The organism is Halomonas litopenaei (genome assembly GCF_003045775.1).
Classification (GTDB): Bacteria; Pseudomonadota; Gammaproteobacteria; order Pseudomonadales; family Halomonadaceae; genus Halomonas; species Halomonas litopenaei.
In genome coordinates this window covers 1-22,953 of record NZ_PXNS01000001.1, presented here as the reverse complement: position 1 = coordinate 22,953, position 22,953 = coordinate 1, and the positions used below count along the sequence as shown (strand labels likewise).

Below are 22,953 nucleotides of genomic sequence, written 5' to 3'. Positions count from 1 at the left end.
GAGAAACGTTGGAACGCCGCCGTCGACGTATCGGACCTCGTTCAAAGCGTGCCCAGGGAGCTGGAGCGATACCGCCCACGAATGCCCTATCTTCTGCTGGACGGAGGCGCCATCGTGGACTCAGAGCACTGGTCGCCAGAGGCCCGCAGCGTGGTGGCCGCCATATTTCGTCTGGAACACCACCGAGGCTCCAGGGAGGCGGTCGAACTGATCGGGCTACTGGCAAGACGGCTCGAAGCGCCGGACCAGACTCGTCTGCGCCGTCACTTCGCCATCTGGATCAAGCGCGTGCTGCTGCCCAATTGGATACCCGAGAGCGAAGGAACCGAGTGGCAGAATCTTAACGAACTCAATGAGGTACACAACATGCTGGCCGAGCGTGCAAAACGATGGTCCGAGCAGTGGAAGCAACAGGGTCTTGAAGAAGGCCTCAAGCAAGGACGTGAGGAAGGCCGCAAGGAAGGACGTGAGGAAGGCCGCAAGCAAGGACGTCAGGAAGGCCTGCTGGAAAGCGAACAGAAGGGCGAACAGAAGGCTCGTCTGGAGGTCGCCCGCAACATGATCGAGCGGACTCAGCTAGATGACCAGACGGTGGCGGATCTGTCGGGGCTGGACATCGCGCAGGTCAGGACGCTGAGAGACGAACTCAAGCGCTAGGGCTTGTACGAAAAGTGCCTGCGCAGGTGCCGAACGCCTGAAGTACACCCGCGCTGCCGGGCACGACACCATGATTCACCCACGCACAAAAAAACCGCCTCGATGGGCGGTTTTGATGTTGCAGCAAGTCGTTGATCCATAACCATCTTTTAGATGGTGCCGGCACCAGGAGTCGAACCCGGGACCTACTGATTACAAGTCAGTTGCTCTACCAACTGAGCTATGCCGGCTCGGGCCGACCGGAAGGTCGCTTGCTGCTCTGGTGTTACGCCTTGGGCGTCTCACCCGAAACGGGGTTGGCGTGGCTGGGGTAGCAGGATTCGAACCTGCGCATGCCGATACCAAAAACCGGTGCCTTACCACTTGGCGATACCCCAGCAGAGTTGGTGGCCAGAGACGGAATCGAACCGCCGACACGGGGATTTTCAATCCCCTGCTCTACCAACTGAGCTATCTGGCCCCTTGCCAACGCGACGTATTAAACCAATTCCTCCGTTTTCCGTCAACCCCTTTTCTTTCAAAATGATGGCGAGCGCTTTTCAAGGCGTCGCAAGGCTAGGCGTCACGCGGGACATAGCCCTCGGCGCGGTCGGTCTCTTCATTGTCGAAGAAGCGCTCCATCTGCTCCATCAGGTACTCGCGGTTAGCCGGGTCCATCATGTTCAGATGCTTCTCGTTGATCAGACGGGTCTGCAGCGCCTGCCATTCTTCCCAGGCCTGGCGTGACACGCTCGCCTGGATTTCCTGCCCCTTCTTGCCCGGCAGCGGGGGGAAGGGCAAGGCGTCGAGCTCCTTCTGGTACTTGCGGCAAAACACGGTCTGACTCATGGCGGTCTCCTTTCTATGGTACGGCCTGCTGGCTATGGTGTGGCCTGCTGGCACGAGGATAGCAGTGTGCCCCGCCCAGACTTAAGCGTTCTGTTGCTGCAGAGCCGTGGCGCTCGTCCCGGGCTCCCTGTGCGCCAAGGTCAGCGCGGGGGCAGCACGGGGGGGGGGGCAGCACGGACGTCAACGCGACGGTGGCTGGCTCAAGGCAAAGGGAGCAAGTGAGGCGAGCAGCTTCTTTACCGGTGCGGCAAGCCCCACCGACTCCGGCGCCTGGGGGTCGTACCACAGCCGTCCCTCGGCAACGCCATCGACTCGCCCGCCACGTGCCGGCACCGGCGTGATTTCCAGGCGAAAGTGACTGAACACATGAACGAAGCTCGACCAAGGCTCGTCTCGCTCGGCTCCTGGCGCGTGGGTATCGAGCCAGGCATCGATCTCGGCGTCGCTGTCGAACTGGGGAAGCCCCCACAGCCCGCCCCACAGCCCCTGGGAAGGCCGCTGCTCCAGCAGGATGCGCCCGGCCTCGTCGCTCAGCACCAGCATGCGGGTATGGCGCAAGGGGATCGCTTTCTTCGGCTTGGACTCCGGGAAGCGCTTTTGTTCCCCTCGGGCGCGGGCCACACAGACATCGGCGAACGGGCAGCGCTCGCAGTCCGGCTGGCCACGGCGGCACAGCGTCGCCCCAAGGTCCATCATGCCCTGGGTGAAATCCACCACTCGCTGTTCCGGCGTGTAGTGCTCGGCCAGGTGCCAGAGCTCGCGTTCCACCGCTGGCCGGCCGGGCCAGCCTTCCAGCGCGTGCAGGCGCGTCAGTACGCGCTTGACGTTGCCATCCAGAATGACGGCTCGCCTACCGGTGCTCTGGGCGATGATCGCCCCGGCGGTCGAGCGGCCAATGCCAGGCAGCGCGGCCATGGCATCGAGGCTGTCCGTGGGAAACTCGCCTGCATGCTGTTCCACCACGACTCGGGCCGCCTTGTGCAGATTCCGGCCTCTGGCGTAGTAGCCCAACCCGGTCCACAGATGAAGGACCTCATCCTGGCTGGCCTCGGCGAGGGCCTTTACATCAGGAAAGCGCTGCATGAACCGCTCAAAATAGGGAATGACGGTAGCAACCTGGGTCTGCTGCAGCATGATTTCCGAGACCCACACCCGATAGGCAGTACGATCATGCTGCCAGGGAAGATCGTGGCGACCGTGCACATCGAACCAGTCGAGCAGGCGCCGGGAAAACACCTCTGTACTGAGCAGCGGCGACACTCGACCGCTATCCTTGTCGCCTTTCACCCGACTGTCAGGGCCAGAGACTTCTGATAAATATTTCATAAAACCAATTAGTTATCATCACTCAAAAGTCAGACACGAAAAAAAGCGCCGACACGGAGGTCGGCGCAGTGACTGGCTTGCTTGATGCTCAATTAAATAGACCACGGACGGCGTCACGAAGTTCCTTGCCAGCCTCTTCTCCGATGCGTTCGTCGAGACGCTCGAGCTCCTTGCCCAGCCGCTCCTCGACTTCCTCGTTGACGCGGGAGCGGGCCTCTTCGGCGACCAGCTCGCCCAGATTGGCCTTGAAGGCGTCGGCGTCAAAGCCGCACCACTGGCTGCTGTCACCCTCCAGGCTGCCTTCGCAGCGCACCGGGAAGGGCACCTTTTCGAGACGCCGATTGACGCTGCAGGCGGCATCGGCGGTGTCGACAAAACGGGCCGCCCCGTCGGCATCGAAACGCTGGCTGCCCAGATCGAGCTGACCACCACCACTGACCTCGATACCCGGCAGGGTGATCAGCAGGTCGTCGTTATGGGCGACGCCGTCACGGATGGTGAAGCGCGCGCTGATGTTCTCGAAGCGGGTGTTCTCGCTCCACTCGCGCGTGGTCTGCTCGCCTTCGAGGCGCGCCACGGCGGTACACAGCTGACGCGAAATATTGGCGCGGGGAATGCTGCCCTCGTTGATCCGCGTGTCCAGGGTGCCGTTGAGGTTACGGGTCAGCTCATGGCGAGCGTTGCCGCGGGTGGTCAGTTCACCACTGGCATGCAGCGAGCCGCTGAGCGGGGCGGGCTCCTGCCCAAGCGATGTCAGCAACGACTCCAGACGCACGCCCTCGACCTCCGGCGCCAGCTGCCAGGCGAGGTCATCGCCGCTGGCGTCGAGCACCCCGGTGGCCTTAAGCCGACCTTCATGGAAGCCCGCTTCGAAGCCGGTCAGACGGTGCCTGCCACCCTCGCCCTGCATGCTCAAGGACACATCCTGGTAGCGCTGGCCGCCCAGGATCAGCTGACCCAGCGCCAGCGATACGCTCTCGTCCAGCCCGGCCAGAAAGCTTTTCGGCAGGATCGCCGGTGCGCCGTCCTGGTCCTGGTCCTGGGCCAGCGCCGACGCGATGCCGGGAATGCCGTTGGCGGCGGTGTCCTGCTCGGGCGGCGGCAGATAGCTGTCGGCGTCGAGGCGGTCGCCTTCCAGATCGAGATCGACCCGGGTGCCATCGAAGCGTGCGCCGAGGGAACCGGAGAAGGTGTTGTCATCGAGCACCAGCGTCAGGCCATTGAGCGAGAGCTGCTCGAGGGTGCCTTCCACCGGACTGGTCAGCGCCACTTCCGACAGCGCCTCGTCGCTGGACATGCTGGGCATGGCGTCCATGCGCGCAAGCCAGGCACGCAGCGACAACGGTGCCAGACGCACCTGGCCGTCATAGCGTGGCGCCGAATTCAGCTCCTTCAGGTTGAGATTGCCCTTGATCGACAGACCATCGGGGCCGCTCAAGGCGATATCGCGCAGCTGGGCGGTACCGGCGTCGAAGTCCGACTCCAGCTGGAACGAAAGCGTCATGGCCACACGCTTCTCGCCTAACTGGGGTGCCAGCAGGCTGGCGTCCAGTTGACTCGGCGCCATGTGCAGACGCTGCTCGCCAAGGTTCAGCACCACCTCGTCGCTGGTCAGGGTCGCCTCCTGGGGTTCCGAGGCACCGGCCAGCAGAGTACTGGTCTCCAGCGTCACGTCGCTGAGCACGTGGCGGCTGTCGGCGAGACCCAGATTGACGTCGCTCTCCAGGGTGACATCGCTTTGCAGCCCAGGGGTGCGCTCTTCCGTTGTTTCGCCCTCACCGCCGCCATCGAGCTGGTCGAACACCTTCAGCTGGAAGGTGGAGCTGAGCGGAAAGGCGGTATCCGGATTGACGTTGCTACCGTTGATGGTGAGCTTCTCGGCCTGCCACTCACGGCCGGCCTGATGATCGACCAGGCTCAGATGGCCCTTGGTCACCTCGACGCTGGCGATGTTCAGGGCCACCGACAGACCGCCTTCATCATCCGGGTTGGGGCCTGCGCTGGCCGGCGCCAGCGCCTTTTCGGCGTCATCGGCCCTGTTTTCGAGGCGTTCGAGCAGCGCCTCCCAATTGCCGGTGCCATCACTGTCGCGCTCGAGATTCAGCGACAGCCCATCCAGGGTCAGGCCGTCGATGGCGATTTCGCCGCGCAACAGCGGTGTGAACGCCAGGCTGACCGAGGCCTCGGAGAAGGCAGCAAAGGCCTGGGCGTCATCCGCCTGATCCGGCAGGCGCGCTTCGGCCTCGGCCACGCTGACACCAATGCGCGGATAGAAGGACCACTCCAATGGGCCTTCCAGCGACAGTTCGAGCCCGGTGTGCTCCTTCACCACGGACACCAGCCTCGGCTTCATGTCCTCGGGGTTGAAGAAGGTGGTGACGTAGACCACCGCGCCCACCGTGACCAGGGCGAGGACGCCGACGACCGCCAGCAGGGTTCTTACGAGTCGTTTCATTTGCCGCTTTCTCCGGTGGGCAGATCAAGTTGGAAATCATCGCCGCTTCGCGTCAGCTGATAGCCCAGACGCTTTAGCAGCATCTGGTCGGCCAGGGTCAGCTGCGAACCGGCCACGCTCAGCGCCACGCCGTCACGGTTGGCGGCAGCGCTGATCAGCGCCAGCAGGCGCGAGCCCACGCCACGCCGACGAGTGGTCTTGCGAACACAGAGGTCGAACATGCGCCAGCGCCCGTCACCAGGACTGACGGCGACAGCGCCAAGCAGGCGATCATTGAAGCGCGCCGCCCAGAAGAAGCCATGTTCGAGCTGGCGGGTAACGTAGGCTCCCGGCGGGAGCTTGATGCGCTCCTCCGGCGCATCGGCATAAATGCGGGTCAGATCGATCCGCACCTGTTCATCGGCGTCCCAGACATCCTGGTCGACGCGAAAGAGGGTCACCGGCATACGCTGTCTCCCTTGGCCGGAGGGCGGCGACGGCCGCCACTGGAATGGCTGCATTGTAGCGGATGGGGGTGCCGATTCACTATAATAGCTGTCTTGTGCGCCTCGCACCGCGACCGGCCCACCTTAGAAACAAGGCCCCCAATTCCGACATGCGCGTGAGCGCAGGAGACGACATGTCCGAGCGTATTGCCACGGTCAGCCGTGACACCAAGGAAACCCAGATCAGCGTCACCCTCAACCTCGACGGCGAGGGCAACCTCAAGGGTGAAAGCGGGGTTCCCTTCCTCGACCATATGCTCGACCAGGTGGCCCGCCACGGCATGGTCGACCTGGACATCAGCGTCAACGGCGATTTGCACATCGACGACCACCACACCGTCGAGGACCTCGGCATCACCCTGGGACAGGCGTTCAACCAAGCCATCGGCGACAAGCGCGGCATCTATCGCTACGGCCACGCCTATGTGCCGCTGGACGAGGCACTGTCCCGGGTGGTGATCGACTTCTCCGGCCGTGCCGGCCTGTCCATGAACGTCGAGTTCACCCGCGCCACCATCGGGCGTTTCGACACCCAGCTTTTCTGGGAGTTCTTTCAGGGCTTCGTCAATCACGCCCAGGTCACGCTGCATATCGACACCCTGAAGGGCTTCAATGCCCACCATCAGGCGGAAACCATCTTCAAGGCCTTCGGCCGCGCCCTGCGCATGGCCGCCGCCGAGGACCCCCGCATGGCCGGCAAGCTGCCCTCCACCAAGGGTAGCCTCTAACGCCGCCGGCTGCGGTCCAACAGCAACAAGACGACAAGACACCAAGCGAGGCGGTCGCCGGCAGCGGCGCCCCTCCGGGCCAACCACCAAGGAGCGCTTCATGACCATTGCCGTCATCGACTACGGAATGGGAAACCTCCATTCCGTCGCCAAGGCACTGGAACACGTCACCCACGAGAACGTGCTGGTGACCCGCGACGCTCGCTCGATCCAGGGCGCGACCCGTGTCGTGCTACCGGGACAGGGCGCCATACGCGACTGCATGGGCGAACTGGAGCGTACCGAGCTCAGCGGCCTGGTTCGCGAGCTGCTGGCCAGCCAGTCCAAGCCGCTGCTGGGCATCTGTGTGGGTCAGCAGATGCTGATGGACCACAGCGACGAGAACGGCGGCATCGACTGCCTGGGCCACCTCGCCGGTCAGGTAAAGCGGTTTCCGCTGGACATGCAGGACAGTGACGGCGCTCGCCTGAAGGTCCCGCACATGGGCTGGAACCTGGTGGCGCAGCCCAACGCCCACCCGCTGTGGGAGGGTATCGAGCCCGGCTCGCACTTCTACTTTGTGCATAGCTACTATGTGGCCGCCGAGCATGACGCCGAGGTCTTCGGCACCACCGACTACGGCAGCGTCAGCGCCCATGTGGCGGTGGGTCGTGACGCCACCTTTGCGGTGCAGTTCCACCCGGAAAAGAGCGCTCGTGCCGGCCTCAGGCTGCTCGAGAACTTTGTCCAGTGGAACCCCTGACCCAGACCTGAGCGCCGGCCGGGCAGGCGCTCGCTTGCCCTGGCCGCCGCCCGACATCTGCACCGGCACGGCCCACGCCCTGCCTGCATCGATCACACTGGCACGCCCCTGAAAAGGCACCCCGAGGACACAACATGCTGGTAATTCCCGCCATCGATCTCAAGGACGGACAGTGCGTTCGTCTCAAGCAAGGCCGCATGGACGAGGCCACCACCTATGGCGACGACCCCGTCGCCATGGCCGCTCGCTGGGTCGAGGCCGGCGCGCGGCGCCTGCATCTGGTCGACCTCAACGGCGCCTTCGAGGGGCGTCCGGTCAACGGCGAGGCGGTGACCGCCATTGCCCGCCAGTACCCCGACCTGCCGATCCAGATCGGTGGCGGCATTCGCAGCGCCGAGACCATCGAGCACTACCTCAAGGCCGGCGTCTCCCAGGTGATCATCGGCACCAAGGCGGTCAAGGAGCCTGACTTCGTGACCGAAATGTGTCGCGCCTTCCCCGGCCATATCATCGTCGGCCTCGACGCCCATGATGGCCGTGTGGCCACCGACGGCTGGGCCGAGGTGTCCGAGGTGATGGCGGTGGATCTGGCCAAGCGCTTTGCCGACGACGGCGTCTCCAGCATCGTCTACACCGATATCGCTCGCGACGGCATGATGAACGGCGTCAACGTCGAGGCCACGGCAGCCCTGGCCCGGGACGGTGGCATTCCGGTCATCGCCTCCGGCGGCGTGACCAACCTCGATGACCTGCGCGCCCTGGTGGCGGCTGGCGAGCCGGGCATTCTCGGCGCCATCACCGGACGCGCCATCTACGAAGGCAGCCTGGACGTCGCCGAAGGGCAGCGCCTGTGCGACGAACTGACCCAAGGCTGAGGAGGCTCCATGGCTCTTTCCAAACGCATCATCCCGTGTCTCGACGTCGACGCCGGCCGAGTGGTCAAGGGTGTCAACTTCGTCGGCATCCGTGACGCCGGCGACCCGGTGGAGGTGGCGCAGCGCTACAACCAGCAGGGCGCCGACGAGATCACCTTTCTCGACATCACCGCCAGCCACGAGGACCGCGACACCACGGTGGAGATGGTTGAGCGCATCGCCGGCGAAGTGTTCATCCCGCTGACGGTAGGCGGCGGCATCCGCACCTGCGACGATATCCGCACCATGCTCAACGCCGGCGCCGACAAGGTCTCGATCAATACCGCAGCGGTGACCAACCCTGAGTTCGTACGTGAAGCCGCCGAGCGCTTCGGTAGCCAGTGCATCGTGGTGGCGATCGACGCCAAGCGCGTCAGCGAGGAAGGCGAAGCCCCTCGCTGGGAGATCTTCACCCACGGCGGCCGTCGTCCCACCGGGCTCGACGCGGTGGAATGGGCCAAGAAGATGGTCGAGTACGGCGCCGGCGAACTGCTGTTGACCAGCATGGACCGCGACGGCACCAAGGCCGGCTTCGACCTGGGCGTCACCCGCGCCATCAGCGATGCGGTGGCGGTGCCGGTCATCGCCTCCGGCGGTGTCGGCAACCTCGACCACCTGGTCGAGGGCGTGACCGAAGGCCACGCCGATGCGGTGCTGGCGGCCAGCATCTTCCACTTCGCCGAGTACACCATCCCCGAGGCCAAGCGCTATATGGCCGACAAGGGCATCACCATGCGCCTCTGACCGACGCCTTTGGCTGGCTCTTCAGCCAGGGCTTGCAGAGCCAGCAACCAACCACCCCCGCCGGGTAGCCCGGTGGGGGTGGTCGTTTGTACGGACTGAAACCGACCTCAGTCCAGGGTCAGCCCCAGATTGCTGACACCACCGTTGCGTCCAAGCTTTCTCAACGCCTTGACGTGCTTCTTGCTCGGCTCTTCCTCCGCCGCCTCCAGCGCCGCATCCTGGAAGTCGTTCTCGTCTTCCATCAACGGGTGCTGCTTGACCAGTTGGGCGAGCTTTTCGGCATCGTCTTCTCCCTCGGTCAGCTCGATAAAGGAGCGCACCGCTGCCTTCGAGACCTTGCTGACCTCAAGCACCGCGTCCGGCGCATCGCCTCGCAGGGTATCGAGGATCGCCGATAGCGCGACCACCCCATCGAGGGCACGACGGGCGCCGAAGCTGTCGTCCTGTTGAGGAGGCTCCAGCTCGCCGAGCTTTTCGGCCTGGAGATCGAAGTCGATCTTGGCGTCCTTGACGGTCAACTGCTCCCACACCAGGTCGAGGATCGCCCTCATGCCCGCCAGATCCCCGTGACCGCTGGTATCGGCGTAGAGCGCATAGTTGGGCAGCATGCGCTCGGTCAACGCGGCCATGAAGGCCTGTTGCTGACGTAGAGTCAGCGCCTGCAGGCGCTGGTGAAATCCTGGCTTTGCCATGATGGCTCCTGTGCTGGCAATAAACGGGCTGCCGGTCCCTTTATTCAAGGTTCAAGGGGCGAGAGTCGAGGGTCGCGTGTCGAATGTCGGGAAAACGGCGATGGCCGAAAGCGGACTGGGCGACTCAAGGCCAGAAGCGCTCCTGGGCGATCCGTCCACGCTCATCGAAGGCCACACCTTCATCGATCAGACGCTTGCGCTGCTCGTCGGCTCCGCCATGGTCGGCGAGCTTGCGCGAGGCCGTCACCACCCTGAACCAGGGAAGCTCATGCCCCGACGGCAGATCGCGCAGCGCCCGCGCGACCATGCGTGCGCTGGCCCCATCGGTCATGGCGGCGATGCGCCCGTAGCTGGTCACCCGCCCCGAAGGAATCTCGCTGATGATGGTAAGAATCTGTTCTCGGACGTCCGGATTCATGTAACCTTTCGTTCTGGTTGCATTTTCATCGAGGGATGGCGCCGCCCACCCTCAGTCTGAGCGAGGCCCCCATGCACCTTCATCTGCTCAAGCACCATCCTGACCTGGGCCCCGCACGCATCGGCGACTGGCTTGCCAGCATGGGCCACAGCTTCACCGTCTTCCACCTCTACGACGGTGAGCTGGTGCCGCGCCCCGGGGACTGCGACGCCCTGATCATCCTCGACGATCTCGAGGACCGCGACCAGGCGCCCTGGCTCAAGGCCGAACGCAAGCTGATCGACCAGATGCTCGACGGCCACAAGCCGCTGCTCGGGCTCGGCGCCGGCGCCCGGCGCATCGCCGAAGCGCTGGACGCTCCGGTGGGCCGTGGCACCCAGGCCGAAGCCGGCTGGCAGACCGTCAGCCTGGCCGACGACAGCCCCTTCGACCTGCCCGACGACTTCCCCGCCCTGCTGTGGCATCGCCAGGTGTTCGGACTGCCCGATGACGCCCTGCCGCTGGGCGGCACGCCGACAAGCCCGGTGCTCGGCTTCGCCTGGGACGCCGGCCGGGTGGTTGGCCTGGCCTGCCACCTGCATCATCACCAGGAGAGCCTGACGGCCTTTCTCGAGACGATGCCGTTGCCGCAAGGCGCCGACGCAAGCCCCAGGACCCAGTCGCCGGAAACGATCCTTGCCGAGGCCCGGCGCCTGGATACCCTGGCGCCGCTGCTGGATCGCCTGCTGAGCCAGTGGCTGCGCACGGCACCGGACGTCTAATTCGCCACCGCGTCCCGCTGCTGCTGGCTCCAGGCCCTGGCAAACTCGAGGCAGCTGTCCCAGTCACCGACATGCAGGAAGCGACGCTCGGTGTGCTTCTCCAGCTGGTAGCGGTACATGGGGTCATAGTACTCGGTAAGCAAAGGCGCCAGCCAGGCCTCGTGGGCCTGGCGGTTGCCGGCCTCGTGCTCGCGGAAGGCCAGCGCCTGCAGCCGCTGCAGGCGGGCCAGTCGCGCGCTCCCCAGGCGCTTCTTCAGTCGCCCCAGCGCCGTCGACAACTGCTTGCGCATCAGTGACCAGCCAAGGCGCTCGCCGAACTGGTTGCGATAGATCGTCCACAGGTCGTCGATGTAGTCCTTGTGGATCTGGTTGAGGCGCCAGTCCAGCGGCATCTCGACGCGGATCCTCGGCGCCGGCTCCATTCCCCGCCAGAACTCGAGCGGTATATTGGCCGCGCCGATGTGGCGCGACTCGTCTTCCAGCACCAGCGGCCCGTGCAATGACAGCAGCCGCAGGCCCATGGCGTGCTCGAAGTCGATCTGGCTGGGGGCGATCAGCGGATGGCGGCCGAAGGCCGAGCCCTTGTGACGGGCGCAGCCCTCCAGATCCAGACCGTTGTCCAGGGCCTGCACGATGGACGTCTTGGCGCAGCCGGTCAGGCCACCCACCACCAGCATAGGCTGGGCGGCGGCGTCATCGATGCGTGCGCACAACGTCTGGCGCATTGCCTTCCAGCCACCCTCGATGCGCGGTCGTTCGACGCCGGCCTCAAGCAGCCAGCGCTGGGCGATCTGCGAGCGCAGGCCACCCCGAAAACAGTAGATGATGGCGTCCGGGGCCGCCTCGAGCTGGCGCTTCCAGGCTTCGATGCGCGCGGCCTTGATCTCGCCGGACACCAGCCGCTCGCCCAGGGCGATGGCGGCCTGCTGGCCGGACTGCTTGTAGGCGATCCCGACCTGATGGCGTTCCTCGTTGTTCATCAGCGGCAGGTTGACCGCCCCGGGCAGGCTGCCCTGGGCGAACTCCACCGGCGCCCGCACGTCGATCAAGGTGCGCCCCTCGACCAGCAGGGCGGGATCCGCCGGGACCAGCGGCAGCTTCATCCGCGCACCTCGATCAGCGCCTCACCGCTGGCCTCGACGACCTCGCCGAAGGGTGCAAGCTCGATACCAAACTCGCGGCCGACCCGCTCGACATCGTCCTCCCAGGACGGGTGTACCGAGATCAACAGACCGCCCGAGGTCTGCGGATCACACAGCCACTGCCAGTGGGCCTCATCCATCTGCGGCAGGCTGGCCCCCAGGGCGTCACGGTTACGACGGGTGCCGCCGGGTACCGCGCCCTGGCGCCGGTAAGCCTCGGCCTCGGCCAGGCGCGGCAGGCGGCGAAAGTCGATGCGAGCCGCCACGCCACTGGCCGCGCACACCTCGGACAGGTGGCCAGCCAGGCCAAAGCCGGTGACGTCGGTCATCGCACGCACCCCTTCGATGCGCGCAAGGGCGGCACCGATACGGTTGCTGATCAGCATGGTTTCCCGCGCCAGGCCATGGTGACCGCTTTCCAGAAGCCCCTGCTTCTCCGCCGTGGTCAGCATGCCCACCCCCAGCGGCTTGGTCAGAAACAGCAGATCGCCGGGCTTGGCGCCCTTGTTGAGCTTCAGGTGCTTGAGTTCCACCAGACCGTTGACCGCAAGACCGAAGATCGGCTCCGGGGCATCGATGGAGTGGCCGCCCGCCAGCGCCAGGCCCAGCTCACGACATACCGCCTGAGCCCCGGCCACCACGTCACCGGCGATGTCCGCGCCCAGCTTGTCCAGCGGCCAGCCCAGAATGCCCAACGCCATCACCGGGTCACCGCCCATGGCGTAGACGTCGCTGATGGCGTTGGTGGCGGCGATGCGGCCGAAGTCGAAGGGGTCATCGACGATCGGCATGAAGAAGTCGGTGGTGCTGATCATGCCGCGCCCGTCGCCCAGGTCGAAGACGGCGGCATCCTCGCGTCCCTGATTGCCGACGATCATCTTCGAGTGGCTTGCTCCCGGACCGGCCTTGGCCAGGATGCTGTCGAGCACATCGGGGGCGATCTTGCAGCCACAGCCGGCACCGTGACTGTATTGGGTCAAGCGGATGGCGCTCATGGAAGTCTCCTTGGCAATGATGGGCCCATTCTACACCAGCAGGACCGGCGGAATCGGCACGGCGCAGTCACCATCGTCCTGATCACAACCCGGGTAAAAGGCTGTGATCAGGGTATGGTCTGGCGCCCAGGTGATCAGTTCATGGATGGGGTTACAGCACTTCGAGGGCGTCGGCGAGCTTGTCCACCGCCACCACCTCCATCCCCGCCGGTGAGTTCTTGGGAGCGTTACCCCGGGGCACGATGGCGCGGGTAAAACCGTGCTTGGCGGCCTCGACGATACGCTCCTGGCCGCTCGGCACGGGGCGAATCTCCCCGGACAGGCCAACCTCGCCGAATACCACCAGCTCGCGCGGCAGTGCCCTGCCCTGCAGGCTCGACACCACCGCCAGCAATACCGCCAGGTCGGCACTGGTCTCCAGCACCTTGACCCCGCCGACGACGTTGAGAAAGACGTCCTGGTCGCCGGTAAACAGGCCACCGTGACGGTGCAGCACCGCCAGCAGCATCGACAGGCGATTGGCATCCAGCCCCACCGCGACGCGGCGCGGGTTGCCCAGCGCCGACTCATCGAGCAGCGCCTGCACCTCCACCAGGATCGGCCGGGTGCCTTCCCACACCACCATCACAAGGCTGCCGGGGGCCTGCTCCTGCTGACGCGAAAGGAAGATCGCGCTGGGGTTCTTCACCTCCTTCATGCCGTGTTCCAGCATGGCGAAGACGCCCAGCTCGTTGACCGCGCCGAAGCGGTTCTTCTGGCCGCGCAGGGTACGAAAACGTGAGTCGGCGCCGCCTTCCAGCAACAGGGAGGCGTCGATCATGTGCTCGAGCACCTTGGGCCCGGCCAGGCTGCCGTCCTTGGTGACGTGGCCGACCAGCAGCAGCACCGTGCTGGACTGCTTGGCGAAACGGGTTAGTGCCGCCGCGGATTCGCGTACCTGGGCCACACCACCCGGCGCCGACGAGATGTCCTCCAGATGCATGGTCTGGATCGAGTCGATCACCAGCACCTCGGGGCGCTCGCGCTCGGCCACCGCCAGGATGGTCTCGACGCTGGTCTCCGCCAGCATCTTGAGTCCCTGGGTCGGCAACTGCAGGCGGTGGGCGCGCATCGCCACCTGGGACAGCGACTCCTCGCCGGTGACGTAGAGTACGCTGCGCTCCTGAGCCAGCTTGCAGGCGGTCTGCAGCAGCAAGGTGGACTTGCCGGCCCCGGGGTGGCCGCCCAGCAGCACCGCGGAGCCCGGCACCAGACCGCCACCGAGTACGCGGTCGAACTCGGCAAAGGTCGACGACAACCGCGGCACCTCCGACAGATCCACGTTGGCCAGATCCACCACCTCACGCGACAGGCTGCCGGCGTAGCCACCGCGCGCCGTCGCACCGGCGCTCGACCCGCTTCTGGCAGGCGAGGACAGACGCACCTCGGTCAAGGTGTTCCACTCCTGGCAGCTGGAACACTGCCCCTGCCATTTACGGTACTCGGCACCGCACTCGGTGCACACGAAGGCGCTCTTGGCCTTGGCCATGAATCCTCTCTCTATCGGTTCAATCGGGTTCGTTCGTCAGCGATGGTCAACACTGCGGCTTGTCGCCGTGTCCCGGGTAGCACTTGTCGTCCTCAACACGGCGGTAGCGGCGAAACACCTCCATCTCCCAGGGGCGCATGGCGATCATCAGGCTGACACCAAAGCGCTGCTCCAGCGGCAGCGACAGATCTTCCTGGTGACAATGGCGAAGGTCCAGCGCCAGCCGCCGAAGCTTCTGCTGCATCACCTCATTGGAGCGCACCGACAGCATGCCATTGACGAACAGTCTTATCTCGCCCGGGCGGTCGAAGCGACACGCCAGGAAATCCTCCTGGACCCGGGACTCGAAGAAGCGCTGGATAGGCCCTTGCGGCTGCCACTGGAAGTCATAGCTGATCAGCAGCTTGATGCGATTGCCCGGCAGCAGCTCGATCAATCCCATACGATCGAGCCGCACCAGGTGCGTTATCACCTGAGGCTCGCCGAGCGAATAGGTCGCACAGATATCTTCGAAGCGCCAGCGATTAAGCGCACAGAAGGCCACCAGCAGCAGCGACATGTCAGAGACCAGCTCCTGCTCAAGCTCAGGGGCGATCGCGTCGACCAGCGCCTGGGGCTCCAGCTGGCGTACAAGGTCTGTGATCTCGAGACCGACCAGGGCACACACCTGATCCAGGCGCTGCAGCGAAAACTGGCGCTCGGCGAACAGCCGCTTGACGCTGGCCTCGGACAGGCCAAGCGCCGCCGCCACCTGCTGATAGGTGACGCCATTGGCCCGCAGTGCCGCCTTGAGCGCATCCACAATCGCCACCGTCTGCGCCATGACTCACATCCCTCATCGCCGAAAGCCCCGGCCAAGGTAGCAGAATACGCGACTCACGGCTCAACAACACGCTACCTTCCGGATCCTGCTGGCGTACCGCGCCCCGACCTCGCCATAGTGCCATCGACGCCGCGCTCGCCACACCCTGTAGGCGATGTCGGCTCCACCACCCAGCAAGCAGGAGATCTCCATGGAAAATGAAGCGAGCAACAATTCGTCAGGCTGGCTGTTCTTCGTCAAGGTCACCTTTGCCATCGCGCTGGCCGCCATGGCGGTCGGTATCGTGATGGCGCCCATCGACCTGCTGGTCAAAGGCTATCTCGGCGTGTGTTCACTGTTTCTGGTCTCCACCACCATCACCCTGTCCAAGACGCTACGCGATGATCACGAGAGCCGGCGCTTCCACAACCGCATCTCCGAGGCTCGCACCCAGCAACTTCTCAAGGAATACACGGAGTAGCCACCATGTCACTTTGGACGAAACTGCACACCCTGGTTCGGGCGACAGCTCACGAACCGGTAGAGAAGCTGGTGGATGCCAACGCATTGCGGATCATGGCCCAGGAGATCCGTGAGGCCGAGCAGGCCTTGCACCAGGCACGCCTCGATCTGGCCGGCCTGATCGCCGAACGCAGACAGCTCGAGCGCCACAACCAGCAACTGGCCGAGCAGCTCGAAGCCAGAGAGCACCAGGCTCGCGCGGCCCTCGAACAGGACGATGAAGCGCTGGCCTTGGCCGTGGCCAGCCGCATCGCCGAGGTCGAAAGCCAATTGACCTCACAGCGACAGCACGCCGAGGCCTTGTCGCGACAGGAACAGACCCTGCGCGAGGAGCTCGGGCAAGCGGCTCAGTCACTGCGCCACTACCAGCGCGAAATGAAACTGGCCAAGGCGCGAGGCGGCAATGCTGGCCTTGGGCGGAAGCTGGGCGCTTGCAGTACCGGGCTCCAGCGACACATGGACGAAATTGCAACCAGCTACGAACGCATCCGCACGTCCCAGCAACACCAGGCAGAGGTCACGACGGCCCTCAAGGAGCTGGATGAAGAGGCCAGCGGCCAGGATCTGGATCGACGCCTCAGGACGTCGGGTATCCTCGAGGGATCGATGGACGCCAGGAGTGTGCTTGCCCGGCTGAAGGCCCAAGGGAGCGCGGCTGCCGTTCCAGGCGAATCGCCCAGTGGGGCATGAGCCCTGCGATCAGCGCGAGCACCGCCAGCGCTTCGAAACAGCCTCCAGGCGGTGCCGAGCGAGCCTGTCGGCATAATACCATCACGTCAAGACGCCAAAGGGCGGCCCACCTGGGGCCGCCCTTTGTGTTCGACACGTGCATGTCGTGCGACTTACTGCTGGCGGGTCAGCTGCAGCATGTCGTTGTTCTGGAAGCGACGACGCTGGGGGTCGATCAGCTCCAGAGTCTGCGGGTTGACGCGCATGAAGTAGTAGGTCTGGCCTTCACCGTTGGGGACCAGCTCGTAGACGGTGGCCTCCGGATTGTCGGCGGTACCGGTCAGCACATCCCAGTTGCCGGAGTAGTTCTCGTTCGGCGGATTCTGGGGATGGTTCTGGTAGGCCGCGGTCAGATCGAAGGTGCGCTGCGCCGGGGCGCTCTGGTCTTCACCTTCCATGGTAACCGTCAGGGCGATGCCGTCGCAGTTACGGCACGGCAGGGTCCCCTGGTAGGTCGCCGAGGTCGCCTGGATGGCTTCACCACCGGATCCCTCGTCGCTGGGGCCACTCGCACAGCCGGCCAAAAGGGCGAGCATGGCGGATCCCGCCAGCAAAGTCCTGAGTTGCATATTAGTCCTCCTAACCATTGAGCATGGAACCGACGAATCGGCAGCCTGCCGACAGCATAACCTCCCAGCTTCGTTGCGCACAGCCCTGTATCGCTGCCGGCTCACGACACCGGAGGCATCACGTGGGCGAACACCAGGCCAAGCACGATCGGCATCACGATCAGACTACCGAGGTTGCCGATCAGCACCAGCGACGCCACCGAATGCGGCTGCTGGCGATACTGCTCGGCCACCAGGTAGTTGAGCACCGCCGGCGGCAGGGCAGCGAACACCCACAGCGACGCGGCCTTGAGTCCCTCTAGTTCAAGCAGCATGATCAACGGCCAGGCCAGCAATAACCCGGAAAGCGGGCACAGCACCGCCCCGAGCAGCCCGGTCTTCCAGTCACCGAAGTCGATGTCGAGCATCCGCACGCCCAGGGCGAACAGCAACAGCGGGATGCACACACCACCGAGCATATGCATCGCCTCCAGCAGCCAGCCCGGTAGCGAAAGCCCGGACAGATTGACCGCCAGGCCAGCGAGGCTCGCCAGCACGATGGGCATGCGCAAAAGGCGCCACAGCGGCGTATGGGGACTGAGCATCTTCAGTCCCAGCGAGAAGTGCAGCAGCATTTCGACGATGAACAGCACCACTGCCGCCGGCAGCGCCTGCTCACCGAAGGCCAGGATCAGCAGCGGGATGCCCATGTTGCCGGAATTGTTGAACATCATCGGCGGCACAAAGGTCTTCGGCTCGAGCCTGAGCCACTTCACCACCGGCCATACCAGCAGCCCCGACCCCACTACCACCACGGCGCCGGCCAACGCCAGCCAGGCGTAGTCCTCAAGCGGCGCCTGGCGGTCGGCCAGCACCACAAATACCAGCATGGGCACGAACAGCTCCATGTTGAGGGTGTTGAGGCTACGGATGTCGGGAGAGCGCAACTTGCCATAGAGGGTACCGGCCCCCGAAATCAGAAATACCGGTAGCAGAGTGGCGAGGATCTGAGCGGTCATGGAGTCTCTTAGGCGGCAAACGGTCAGCGCTCGCAGCCTAGCACGTCAGCGACTTGCGCAGGGCTCTGGCAGCGGTCACCATGACCAAAGTGGTAATCAAGCCTTCGATTCTGCCAAGCCTGCCAAGCGAGAGACCATGAGCCAGTTGTGGAGTCCCAACGTTCGGGAACTGACCCCCTACGTGCCGGGCGAACAGCCCCGCGAGAAGCTGATCAAGCTCAACACCAACGAGAACCCCTACCCGCCCGCGCCTGGCGTGGAACGGGTCCTGCGCGAGTTCTCGGCGGACCATCTGCGGCGCTACCCGGACCCCACCTCGAGCGCCCTGCGTGAGGCCCTGGCACAGGCCCTCGGCACGACCTCCGCCAACGTCTTCGCCGGCAATGGCTCCGACGAGGTGCTGGCGCTGGCCTTCCAGGCATTCTTCCGCCAGGACAAGCCGCTGGCGATGCCGGATATCTCCTACAGCTTCTATCCGGTCTACTGCCGCATGTACGACATCGACAGCCAGCGTTTCGCGCTGGACGATCAGTGGCGTGTCGACCTGGACGCCCTGGCCAGCGACAGCGGCGGCGTGATCTTTGCCAACCCCAATGCCCCCACCGGTCACGGCCATGGCCGCGAGGCCATCGCGGCCTTGCTCGACAAGGTCACCGACCGCGTGGTGCTGGTGGACGAGGCCTACGTGGACTTTGGTGGCGAGAGCGCCGTCCCCCTGGTCGAGCGCTACCCCAACCTGCTGGTGACCGGCACCTTCTCCAAGTCGCGCAGCCTGGCAGGGCTTCGTCTTGGGTATGCGGTGGGCTCACCGGAGTTGATCGAGGGTCTGACCCGGGTGAAGGACTCCTTCAACTCCTACCCGGTGGACGCTCTGGCCAGCGCCATCGGCATCGCCGCACTGGAAGACGGCGACTACTTCGAGGCCACGCGTCAGGCGGTGATCACCACCCGCGAACGTACTCGCCAGCGTCTCGATGACCTGGGCTTCGAGGTGCTGCCGTCACAGACCAACTTCGTGCTGGCGTCACACCCCAAGCACGACGCAGCCCAGCTTTTCGTCGGTCTGCGCGAGCGCGGCATCCTGGTACGCCACTTCAATACCGAGACGCTGCGCGATCATCTGCGTATCTCCATCGGCACCGATGACGAGATGGACTCGCTGATCGAGGTGCTCAGCGACCTCTGTCGCTAGGCCACAACATCGGGCGCCGCGCGGCGCCCCTTCTTTGCAAGAGGCCCCCATGAGTGAGCGTCTGCCGTTGACCGGAGTGCACCACGTCGCCCTGATCACCGCCGACTACGAACGCGCCCGGCGCTTCTATATTGAGGTGCTCGACGCCCGCATCCTCAACGAGGCCTACCGCCACGAGCGTGACAGCTACAAGCTGGACCTTGCCCTGCCTGGAGGCATCCAGCTCGAGCTGTTCTCCTTTCCCTCTCCGCCGCCTCGGCCAAGCTATCCCGAGGCCTGCGGTCTTCGTCACCTTGCCCTGGCAACATCAGACCTGGAGGCCAGCGTCGCGTTGCTGAAGCGGCGTGGCGCGCGACCCGAACCTATCCGAGTCGACGAGTTCACCGGTGCCCGCTTCACCTTCTTCGCCGATCCTGACGGAACGCCTATCGAACTCTACGAGACGCAAGCCTGACGTCACCGCAACCACACAGCGCTTCAGCCGATTCCGCCACTGTCCCTGACCCGCGAGGCAAGCACCATGCTCAAGGTAGGCTTCTTCAGCTCTCAGCCCTACGAACGCCCCTTCTTTTCCGATGAGCATCACCCGCAGCTGAGTATCGTGCACTTCGAGCAACGCCTCAGCGCCCGCACCGTGACCCTTTGCCAGGGACTCGATGCAGTGTGCGTATTCGTCAACGATGAGCTGGATCGCACCGTACTCGAGCGTCTGGCCGTGGTAGGGGTACGCCTGGTCGCGCTCAGGTGTGCAGGATTCAACAACGTTGACCTCGACGCCGCTCGCCGGCTCAACATCCAGGTGTGTCGCGTACCGTCCTACAGCCCCGACGCCGTTGCCGAGCACTGTGTCGCCCTGATGCTCACGCTCAGCCGCAAGATCCACAAGGCCTACAACCGGGTGCGTGAGGATAACTTCGACCTCAATGGCCTGCTCGGCTTCAACCTCGCCGGCAAGACCGTCGGGATCGTCGGCTTCGGCCAGATCGGCCGCTCCCTGGCGGGTATCCTGAGCGGCTTTGGCTGCCGCGTGCTGGTCACCGACCCAGCTCCCCTCCCGAACCAAGCCGACATCGCGCAGGTCGAGTTCGATGAATTGCTGGCACACAGCGACATCATCTCGCTGCACTGTCCGCTCACCCCAGACACCCACCACCTGATCGACGAGTCGGCCTTTTCCCGAATGAAGGACGGGGTGATGCTGATCAACACAAGCCGCGGCGCCCTGGTCGACACCCGCGCCTGCATCGAGGCACTCAAGCGTCGCAAGCTCGGCTACCTGGGTCTCGACGTCTACGAGCAGGAAGCCGGCATGTTCTTCGAGGACCGCAGCGACGACATCCCGCTGGACGACGTTTTTGCCCGCCTTATCAGCTTCCCCAATGTCGTCGTCACCGGCCACCAGGGCTTCTTCACCCGGGAAGCCCTGAGTGAGATCGCATCGACCACGCTGGAAAGCCTCACCGCCTTCGAGGAAGGGCGTTCTCTCGATCAGCACTGTCAGCTCTAGAGAGTCGACGCTGCCCTGAACAAAAGAAGGCCCGATTATCTTCCGATAATCGGGCCTCTTCTGAATAAATGCCTGATGGACGGGCCGGCCTACCGGCTACTCTCGCATGGGGGTGAGTCACCCCGAGCTTTTGCGGCAACGCCGCAAGGGGGGACGAACGACGCGAGCTTGCGAGCGGCCGGACCGCGCCGAGGGGGTTATCGGCGCGGCCCCACATATAAAGAGAGGGGTCTTCCCCCCCGAGTTCGACAGTTAGAAGCGTAAACTACTGATTAGCCTGGAAACGCGTTTTCAAAATTGGCACTACAAGCGTGATGCAGCAGGTGCCGGCAGGCCAATCGCCTCGAAAAGGTCGCGCTGTTCAGGCTTCAATTTGGTCAGGCCGCTCGCCGTCTCGCGACGGTGGAGCAGGACCTGGTGGAACTGGATCTTGCGGGCAATCTCCAGTGCCCGCGTCGGCGACAGCGGATGACTGCTCGCCTTCAGTCGCATCCTGAGCACCCGGTAGAGCACCAAGGCGAGGAAGCAGATCAGCGCATGAGCGCGGATGCGATCCGGTAGCCGGTGGTAGACCGGCGCGATCTCGATGTCGCTCTTCAGCACTCGGAAGCCGCGCTCGATGTCAGCCAGCGCCCGGTAGCGCTCCACGATCTGTTGTGGCTCATGATCAGCCATATTGGTGACCAGCAGCAGCTTGCCATCCAGCATCCTGGCGCGATCGAGCGCTCGCTGATCCAGCACGTAGTTAAACGTCTCGGCCGTCAGGTCGACCTTCAGGATATGCCCGAGGTGAGCATCAGTGACGGCCTTGTAGAACCTGGCCGTCACGCCGGCATCAGAGAGCTTTCTGCCGCGATAGCGACGCCCGGCATCCTGGTTATCCAGCTTCTCGAACCACTGGCGAGCATCAGCTTGCAGTGCCTCGAGCTTTTGATCGCGCGCCGCCGTCTGCACCTTGGCGACTTCCGGCCGGTGCGCCACGATCAACCGGTGATCCTGCCATGCCATCTCGCCATAGGCTTCGGTGTCGGCGTCCTGGCAGTGGGTCTGATGAAACACCTTCAGCAGATCATCAAAGTCGCTGTAGCGGCGACCCGGAACCGCCAGGATGAACTCGAGGGGGCGTCCCTCGACACGCACGGCTGACAAGGCCTCCAGGTTATCGAGGGAGAGCAGCCCACGGTCGGCCACCAGCACGACACGGCGGACGTTGAAGCGCTTGACCACGGTCTCGATGGTCGGCAGCAGCGTCTTGGTTTCCGCGACGTTGCCATCGAATACCTCATGGTGGATGGGCAGGCCTTCCGCCGTCTGCACGACGCCCAGCATGAACTGTCGGGCGATCCCGCCCTCCTTCGAGGGACCATAATGGCGAACATCACCATCGAGTGAGGTACTGCCTTCTGCCCGGATCGTGGTGAGGTCATAGAAGACGATCGACAGCTCTTGATCGATCAGCGGCTTGAGCTGCTGTGCCAGCACGTCATTGAGGGCTTCGCTGCAGTTCGACAGCGTGTCCATGGTGCGCAGCAGGTGCTGATGGCTGATCGAGGCTGTGTCGACATCGGGCACCAGCACATCTTCCAGCCAGCGCAGCACACCGAGCTTCGATTCGGGATCGCATAGCCGATTGAATACCATGACCCGCAGTAGCCGCTCGGCATCGAACTGCCGCTTGGTGCGTAGCACCCGCCGGAAGGCGTCATCCAATCCAAGCTCTTTCCAGAGCGACGTCAGCAGCCAGGTATCGCCAACGGATCGCGCCGGCGCAAAGTCGGTCTCGCCGGTGCCTTCTTCAAGCGTCGGCTGGCCGGAGACGCGCAGCAGGCCATTGATCAGCGCGCTGGATTCCCCCGCCGTGACGGCTTCCAGGCGTCCCAGCGTCGCGATCACGCGTTGGCGCGACTTGCCGGCTTCGTCGCGGTAAGACTCGACGAGCTTCACGTAGCGGCGCGGCCCGGATTTGGTAACTTTGACGAACATGTCACCACCATAGACAGCCTACTCAGCTATTGGCAAGGTGCCACGAGAAAAACGTGTCACTACAAGAATGTTGGCCACGATTCGATAAGTCACTGAATTCTCAGACCACAGGGGCCGGTTTCAGGCCAAAATCGGGCTGAAAGTGTCGAACTCGGGTTCCCCATGCGTACGAAAAAGCCCAACTCCTCTCGGAATTGGGCTTCTTCTGAATAAATGCCTGACGATGACCTACTCTC

General features: G+C 64.3%; 24 protein-coding genes and 3 tRNA genes. 11 read left to right on the top strand and 16 right to left on the bottom strand.

Annotation, left to right across the window (positions count from 1 at the left end):
• Nucleotides 1–81 precede the first annotated feature (81 nt).
• Nucleotides 82–657 (top strand): RpnC/YadD family protein, encoded by a 576-nt coding sequence (locus tag C6W88_RS21830; protein ID WP_052704492.1) that lies wholly within the window; start codon nt 82–84, stop codon nt 655–657.
• A gap of 154 nt (nt 658–811) precedes the next feature.
• Here C6W88_RS21830 and C6W88_RS00130 read toward each other — a convergent pair.
• From C6W88_RS00130 to C6W88_RS00100, 7 genes are all read right to left on the bottom strand, one after another.
• Nucleotides 812–887 (bottom strand) — tRNA-Thr (locus tag C6W88_RS00130).
• 72 nt (nt 888–959) lie between these two features.
• Nucleotides 960–1,034 (bottom strand) — tRNA-Gln (locus C6W88_RS00125).
• 7 nt (nt 1,035–1,041) lie between these two features.
• Nucleotides 1,042–1,117: transfer RNA gene (locus C6W88_RS00120), tRNA-Phe, on the bottom strand.
• A gap of 95 nt (nt 1,118–1,212) precedes the next feature.
• Nucleotides 1,213–1,485 carry an oxidative damage protection protein gene (locus C6W88_RS00115; protein ID WP_045994673.1) on the bottom strand — a complete coding sequence of 91 codons (273 nt, stop codon included), beginning with the start codon at nt 1,483–1,485 and terminating at the stop codon, nt 1,213–1,215.
• A gap of 180 nt (nt 1,486–1,665) precedes the next feature.
• Nucleotides 1,666–2,745 carry an A/G-specific adenine glycosylase gene (gene mutY, locus C6W88_RS00110; RefSeq protein WP_231498413.1) on the bottom strand — a complete coding sequence of 360 codons (1,080 nt, stop codon included), beginning with the start codon at nt 2,743–2,745 and terminating at the stop codon, nt 1,666–1,668.
• Between the two features lie 154 nt (nt 2,746–2,899).
• The gene (locus tag C6W88_RS00105) at nt 2,900–5,266 is read right to left on the bottom strand and encodes an AsmA family protein (protein ID WP_108131092.1); all 2,367 of its coding nucleotides are present in this window, start codon (nt 5,264–5,266) and stop codon (nt 2,900–2,902) included.
• Nucleotides 5,263–5,712: an acetyl-CoA sensor PanZ family protein gene (locus C6W88_RS00100; RefSeq protein WP_045994670.1), complete on the bottom strand. Its 450-nt coding sequence runs from the start codon at nt 5,710–5,712 to the stop codon at nt 5,263–5,265. The genes C6W88_RS00105 and C6W88_RS00100 overlap by 4 nt, the downstream gene beginning before the upstream one ends.
• Before the next feature lie 173 nt (nt 5,713–5,885).
• Here C6W88_RS00100 and hisB point away from each other — a divergent pair, with 173 nt between their 5' ends.
• The 4 genes from hisB to hisF all read left to right on the top strand — a co-directional run bounded on the left by hisB (nt 5,886) and on the right by hisF (nt 8,879).
• Nucleotides 5,886–6,479 (top strand): imidazoleglycerol-phosphate dehydratase HisB, encoded by a 594-nt coding sequence (gene hisB / locus C6W88_RS00095; RefSeq protein ID WP_108131091.1) that lies wholly within the window; start codon nt 5,886–5,888, stop codon nt 6,477–6,479.
• Between the two features lie 100 nt (nt 6,480–6,579).
• Nucleotides 6,580–7,221, top strand: a complete 642-nt coding sequence (gene hisH / locus C6W88_RS00090) for an imidazole glycerol phosphate synthase subunit HisH (RefSeq protein WP_045994668.1) — start codon at nt 6,580–6,582, stop codon at nt 7,219–7,221.
• 134 nt (nt 7,222–7,355) lie between these two features.
• The gene (gene hisA, locus C6W88_RS00085; protein ID WP_108131090.1) at nt 7,356–8,096 is read left to right on the top strand and encodes a 1-(5-phosphoribosyl)-5-[(5-phosphoribosylamino)methylideneamino]imidazole-4-carboxamide isomerase; all 741 of its coding nucleotides are present in this window, start codon (nt 7,356–7,358) and stop codon (nt 8,094–8,096) included.
• A 9-nt stretch (nt 8,097–8,105) separates the two neighbouring features.
• Nucleotides 8,106–8,879 carry an imidazole glycerol phosphate synthase subunit HisF gene (gene hisF, locus C6W88_RS00080; RefSeq protein WP_045994666.1) on the top strand — a complete coding sequence of 258 codons (774 nt, stop codon included), beginning with the start codon at nt 8,106–8,108 and terminating at the stop codon, nt 8,877–8,879.
• Nucleotides 8,880–8,986: 107 nt separating this feature from the next.
• Here the strand turns inward: hisF and C6W88_RS00075 are convergent, their stop codons facing one another.
• The gene (locus C6W88_RS00075; protein WP_108131089.1) at nt 8,987–9,571 is read right to left on the bottom strand and encodes a YjaG family protein; all 585 of its coding nucleotides are present in this window, start codon (nt 9,569–9,571) and stop codon (nt 8,987–8,989) included.
• A gap of 124 nt (nt 9,572–9,695) precedes the next feature.
• Nucleotides 9,696–9,989, bottom strand: coding sequence for an MGMT family protein (locus C6W88_RS00070; protein ID WP_045994664.1), 294 nt, complete (start codon nt 9,987–9,989; stop codon nt 9,696–9,698).
• A gap of 71 nt (nt 9,990–10,060) precedes the next feature.
• Here C6W88_RS00070 and C6W88_RS00065 point away from each other — a divergent pair, with 71 nt between their 5' ends.
• Nucleotides 10,061–10,750: a type 1 glutamine amidotransferase gene (locus C6W88_RS00065; RefSeq protein ID WP_108131591.1), complete on the top strand. Its 690-nt coding sequence runs from the start codon at nt 10,061–10,063 to the stop codon at nt 10,748–10,750.
• On the opposite strand, the gene mnmH is transcribed toward C6W88_RS00065, so the two are convergent.
• From mnmH to C6W88_RS00045, 4 genes are all read right to left on the bottom strand, one after another.
• Nucleotides 10,747–11,853 carry a tRNA 2-selenouridine(34) synthase MnmH gene (mnmH, locus tag C6W88_RS00060; RefSeq protein ID WP_108131088.1) on the bottom strand — a complete coding sequence of 369 codons (1,107 nt, stop codon included), beginning with the start codon at nt 11,851–11,853 and terminating at the stop codon, nt 10,747–10,749. The two genes, C6W88_RS00065 and mnmH, sit on opposite strands and share 4 nt — an antisense overlap.
• Complete coding sequence (selD, locus tag C6W88_RS00055) at nt 11,850–12,887, bottom strand: selenide, water dikinase SelD (protein ID WP_045994662.1); 1,038 nt, start codon at nt 12,885–12,887, stop codon at nt 11,850–11,852. Before selD ends, mnmH begins: the two co-directional genes overlap by 4 nt.
• A 151-nt stretch (nt 12,888–13,038) precedes the next feature.
• The gene (gene radA / locus C6W88_RS00050; RefSeq protein WP_045994661.1) at nt 13,039–14,415 is read right to left on the bottom strand and encodes a DNA repair protein RadA; all 1,377 of its coding nucleotides are present in this window, start codon (nt 14,413–14,415) and stop codon (nt 13,039–13,041) included.
• 46 nt (nt 14,416–14,461) lie between these two features.
• A complete protein-coding gene (locus C6W88_RS00045; protein ID WP_108131087.1) occupies nt 14,462–15,238 on the bottom strand; it encodes a helix-turn-helix domain-containing protein in 777 nt (258 codons plus the stop codon).
• 190 nt (nt 15,239–15,428) lie between these two features.
• On the opposite strand from C6W88_RS00045, the gene C6W88_RS00040 reads away from it, so the two are divergent.
• On the top strand, nt 15,429–15,698 hold the full coding sequence (locus C6W88_RS00040; protein WP_045994659.1) for a YiaA/YiaB family inner membrane protein: 270 nt from the start codon (nt 15,429–15,431) through the stop codon (nt 15,696–15,698).
• A gap of 5 nt (nt 15,699–15,703) precedes the next feature.
• Nucleotides 15,704–16,429, top strand: a complete 726-nt coding sequence (locus tag C6W88_RS00035) for a PspA/IM30 family protein (RefSeq protein ID WP_108131086.1) — start codon at nt 15,704–15,706, stop codon at nt 16,427–16,429.
• 152 nt (nt 16,430–16,581) lie between these two features.
• On the opposite strand, the gene C6W88_RS00030 is transcribed toward C6W88_RS00035, so the two are convergent.
• Together C6W88_RS00030 and C6W88_RS00025 are read right to left on the bottom strand one after the other, a co-directional pair.
• Nucleotides 16,582–17,037 carry a copper resistance protein NlpE N-terminal domain-containing protein gene (locus tag C6W88_RS00030; protein ID WP_045994657.1) on the bottom strand — a complete coding sequence of 152 codons (456 nt, stop codon included), beginning with the start codon at nt 17,035–17,037 and terminating at the stop codon, nt 16,582–16,584.
• Between the two features lie 101 nt (nt 17,038–17,138).
• Nucleotides 17,139–18,035 (bottom strand): AEC family transporter, encoded by an 897-nt coding sequence (locus C6W88_RS00025; RefSeq protein WP_045994656.1) that lies wholly within the window; start codon nt 18,033–18,035, stop codon nt 17,139–17,141.
• A gap of 136 nt (nt 18,036–18,171) precedes the next feature.
• Between C6W88_RS00025 and hisC the strand changes: the two genes are divergently transcribed.
• The 3 genes from hisC (at nt 18,172) to C6W88_RS00010 (ending at nt 20,734) form a co-directional block, all read left to right on the top strand.
• Complete coding sequence (gene hisC, locus C6W88_RS00020; protein ID WP_108131085.1) at nt 18,172–19,227, top strand: histidinol-phosphate transaminase; 1,056 nt, start codon at nt 18,172–18,174, stop codon at nt 19,225–19,227.
• 49 nt (nt 19,228–19,276) lie between these two features.
• Nucleotides 19,277–19,681: an SMU1112c/YaeR family gloxylase I-like metalloprotein gene (gene gloA2, locus C6W88_RS00015; protein ID WP_108131084.1), complete on the top strand. Its 405-nt coding sequence runs from the start codon at nt 19,277–19,279 to the stop codon at nt 19,679–19,681.
• A 66-nt stretch (nt 19,682–19,747) separates the two neighbouring features.
• Nucleotides 19,748–20,734 (top strand): 2-hydroxyacid dehydrogenase, encoded by a 987-nt coding sequence (locus tag C6W88_RS00010; protein WP_108131083.1) that lies wholly within the window; start codon nt 19,748–19,750, stop codon nt 20,732–20,734.
• Between the two features lie 303 nt (nt 20,735–21,037).
• Here C6W88_RS00010 and C6W88_RS00005 read toward each other — a convergent pair whose 3' ends face one another.
• The gene (locus tag C6W88_RS00005; RefSeq protein ID WP_108131082.1) at nt 21,038–22,717 is read right to left on the bottom strand and encodes an IS1634 family transposase; all 1,680 of its coding nucleotides are present in this window, start codon (nt 22,715–22,717) and stop codon (nt 21,038–21,040) included.
• Between the last annotated feature and the right edge of the window lie 236 nt (nt 22,718–22,953).

Excerpts from the sequence above, each read along its gene's own strand:
- C6W88_RS21830 (WP_052704492.1), top strand. The coding sequence starts at position 82 with ATGCCCTATCTTCTGCTGGACGGAGGCGCCATCGTGGACTCAGAGCAC.
- selD (WP_045994662.1), bottom strand. The coding sequence starts at position 12,887 with ATGAGCGCCATCCGCTTGACCCAATACAGTCACGGTGCCGGCTGTGGC.
- mnmH (WP_108131088.1), bottom strand. The coding sequence starts at position 11,853 with ATGAAGCTGCCGCTGGTCCCGGCGGATCCCGCCCTGCTGGTCGAGGGG.
- C6W88_RS00045 (WP_108131087.1), bottom strand. The coding sequence starts at position 15,238 with ATGGCGCAGACGGTGGCGATTGTGGATGCGCTCAAGGCGGCACTGCGG.
- C6W88_RS00100 (WP_045994670.1), bottom strand. The coding sequence starts at position 5,712 with ATGCCGGTGACCCTCTTTCGCGTCGACCAGGATGTCTGGGACGCCGAT.
- C6W88_RS00040 (WP_045994659.1), top strand. The coding sequence starts at position 15,429 with ATGGAAAATGAAGCGAGCAACAATTCGTCAGGCTGGCTGTTCTTCGTC.
- hisB (WP_108131091.1), top strand. The coding sequence starts at position 5,886 with ATGTCCGAGCGTATTGCCACGGTCAGCCGTGACACCAAGGAAACCCAG.
- C6W88_RS00010 (WP_108131083.1), top strand. The coding sequence starts at position 19,748 with ATGCTCAAGGTAGGCTTCTTCAGCTCTCAGCCCTACGAACGCCCCTTC.
- C6W88_RS00030 (WP_045994657.1), bottom strand. The coding sequence starts at position 17,037 with ATGCAACTCAGGACTTTGCTGGCGGGATCCGCCATGCTCGCCCTTTTG.
- radA (WP_045994661.1), bottom strand. The coding sequence starts at position 14,415 with ATGGCCAAGGCCAAGAGCGCCTTCGTGTGCACCGAGTGCGGTGCCGAG.
- C6W88_RS00105 (WP_108131092.1), bottom strand. The coding sequence starts at position 5,266 with ATGAAACGACTCGTAAGAACCCTGCTGGCGGTCGTCGGCGTCCTCGCC.
- C6W88_RS00025 (WP_045994656.1), bottom strand. The coding sequence starts at position 18,035 with ATGACCGCTCAGATCCTCGCCACTCTGCTACCGGTATTTCTGATTTCG.
- hisA (WP_108131090.1), top strand. The coding sequence starts at position 7,356 with ATGCTGGTAATTCCCGCCATCGATCTCAAGGACGGACAGTGCGTTCGT.
- gloA2 (WP_108131084.1), top strand. The coding sequence starts at position 19,277 with ATGAGTGAGCGTCTGCCGTTGACCGGAGTGCACCACGTCGCCCTGATC.
- C6W88_RS00065 (WP_108131591.1), top strand. The coding sequence starts at position 10,061 with ATGCACCTTCATCTGCTCAAGCACCATCCTGACCTGGGCCCCGCACGC.
- hisF (WP_045994666.1), top strand. The coding sequence starts at position 8,106 with ATGGCTCTTTCCAAACGCATCATCCCGTGTCTCGACGTCGACGCCGGC.
- C6W88_RS00005 (WP_108131082.1), bottom strand. The coding sequence starts at position 22,717 with ATGTTCGTCAAAGTTACCAAATCCGGGCCGCGCCGCTACGTGAAGCTC.
- hisC (WP_108131085.1), top strand. The coding sequence starts at position 18,172 with ATGAGCCAGTTGTGGAGTCCCAACGTTCGGGAACTGACCCCCTACGTG.
- C6W88_RS00115 (WP_045994673.1), bottom strand. The coding sequence starts at position 1,485 with ATGAGTCAGACCGTGTTTTGCCGCAAGTACCAGAAGGAGCTCGACGCC.
- C6W88_RS00075 (WP_108131089.1), bottom strand. The coding sequence starts at position 9,571 with ATGGCAAAGCCAGGATTTCACCAGCGCCTGCAGGCGCTGACTCTACGT.
- C6W88_RS00035 (WP_108131086.1), top strand. The coding sequence starts at position 15,704 with ATGTCACTTTGGACGAAACTGCACACCCTGGTTCGGGCGACAGCTCAC.
- C6W88_RS00070 (WP_045994664.1), bottom strand. The coding sequence starts at position 9,989 with ATGAATCCGGACGTCCGAGAACAGATTCTTACCATCATCAGCGAGATT.
- hisH (WP_045994668.1), top strand. The coding sequence starts at position 6,580 with ATGACCATTGCCGTCATCGACTACGGAATGGGAAACCTCCATTCCGTC.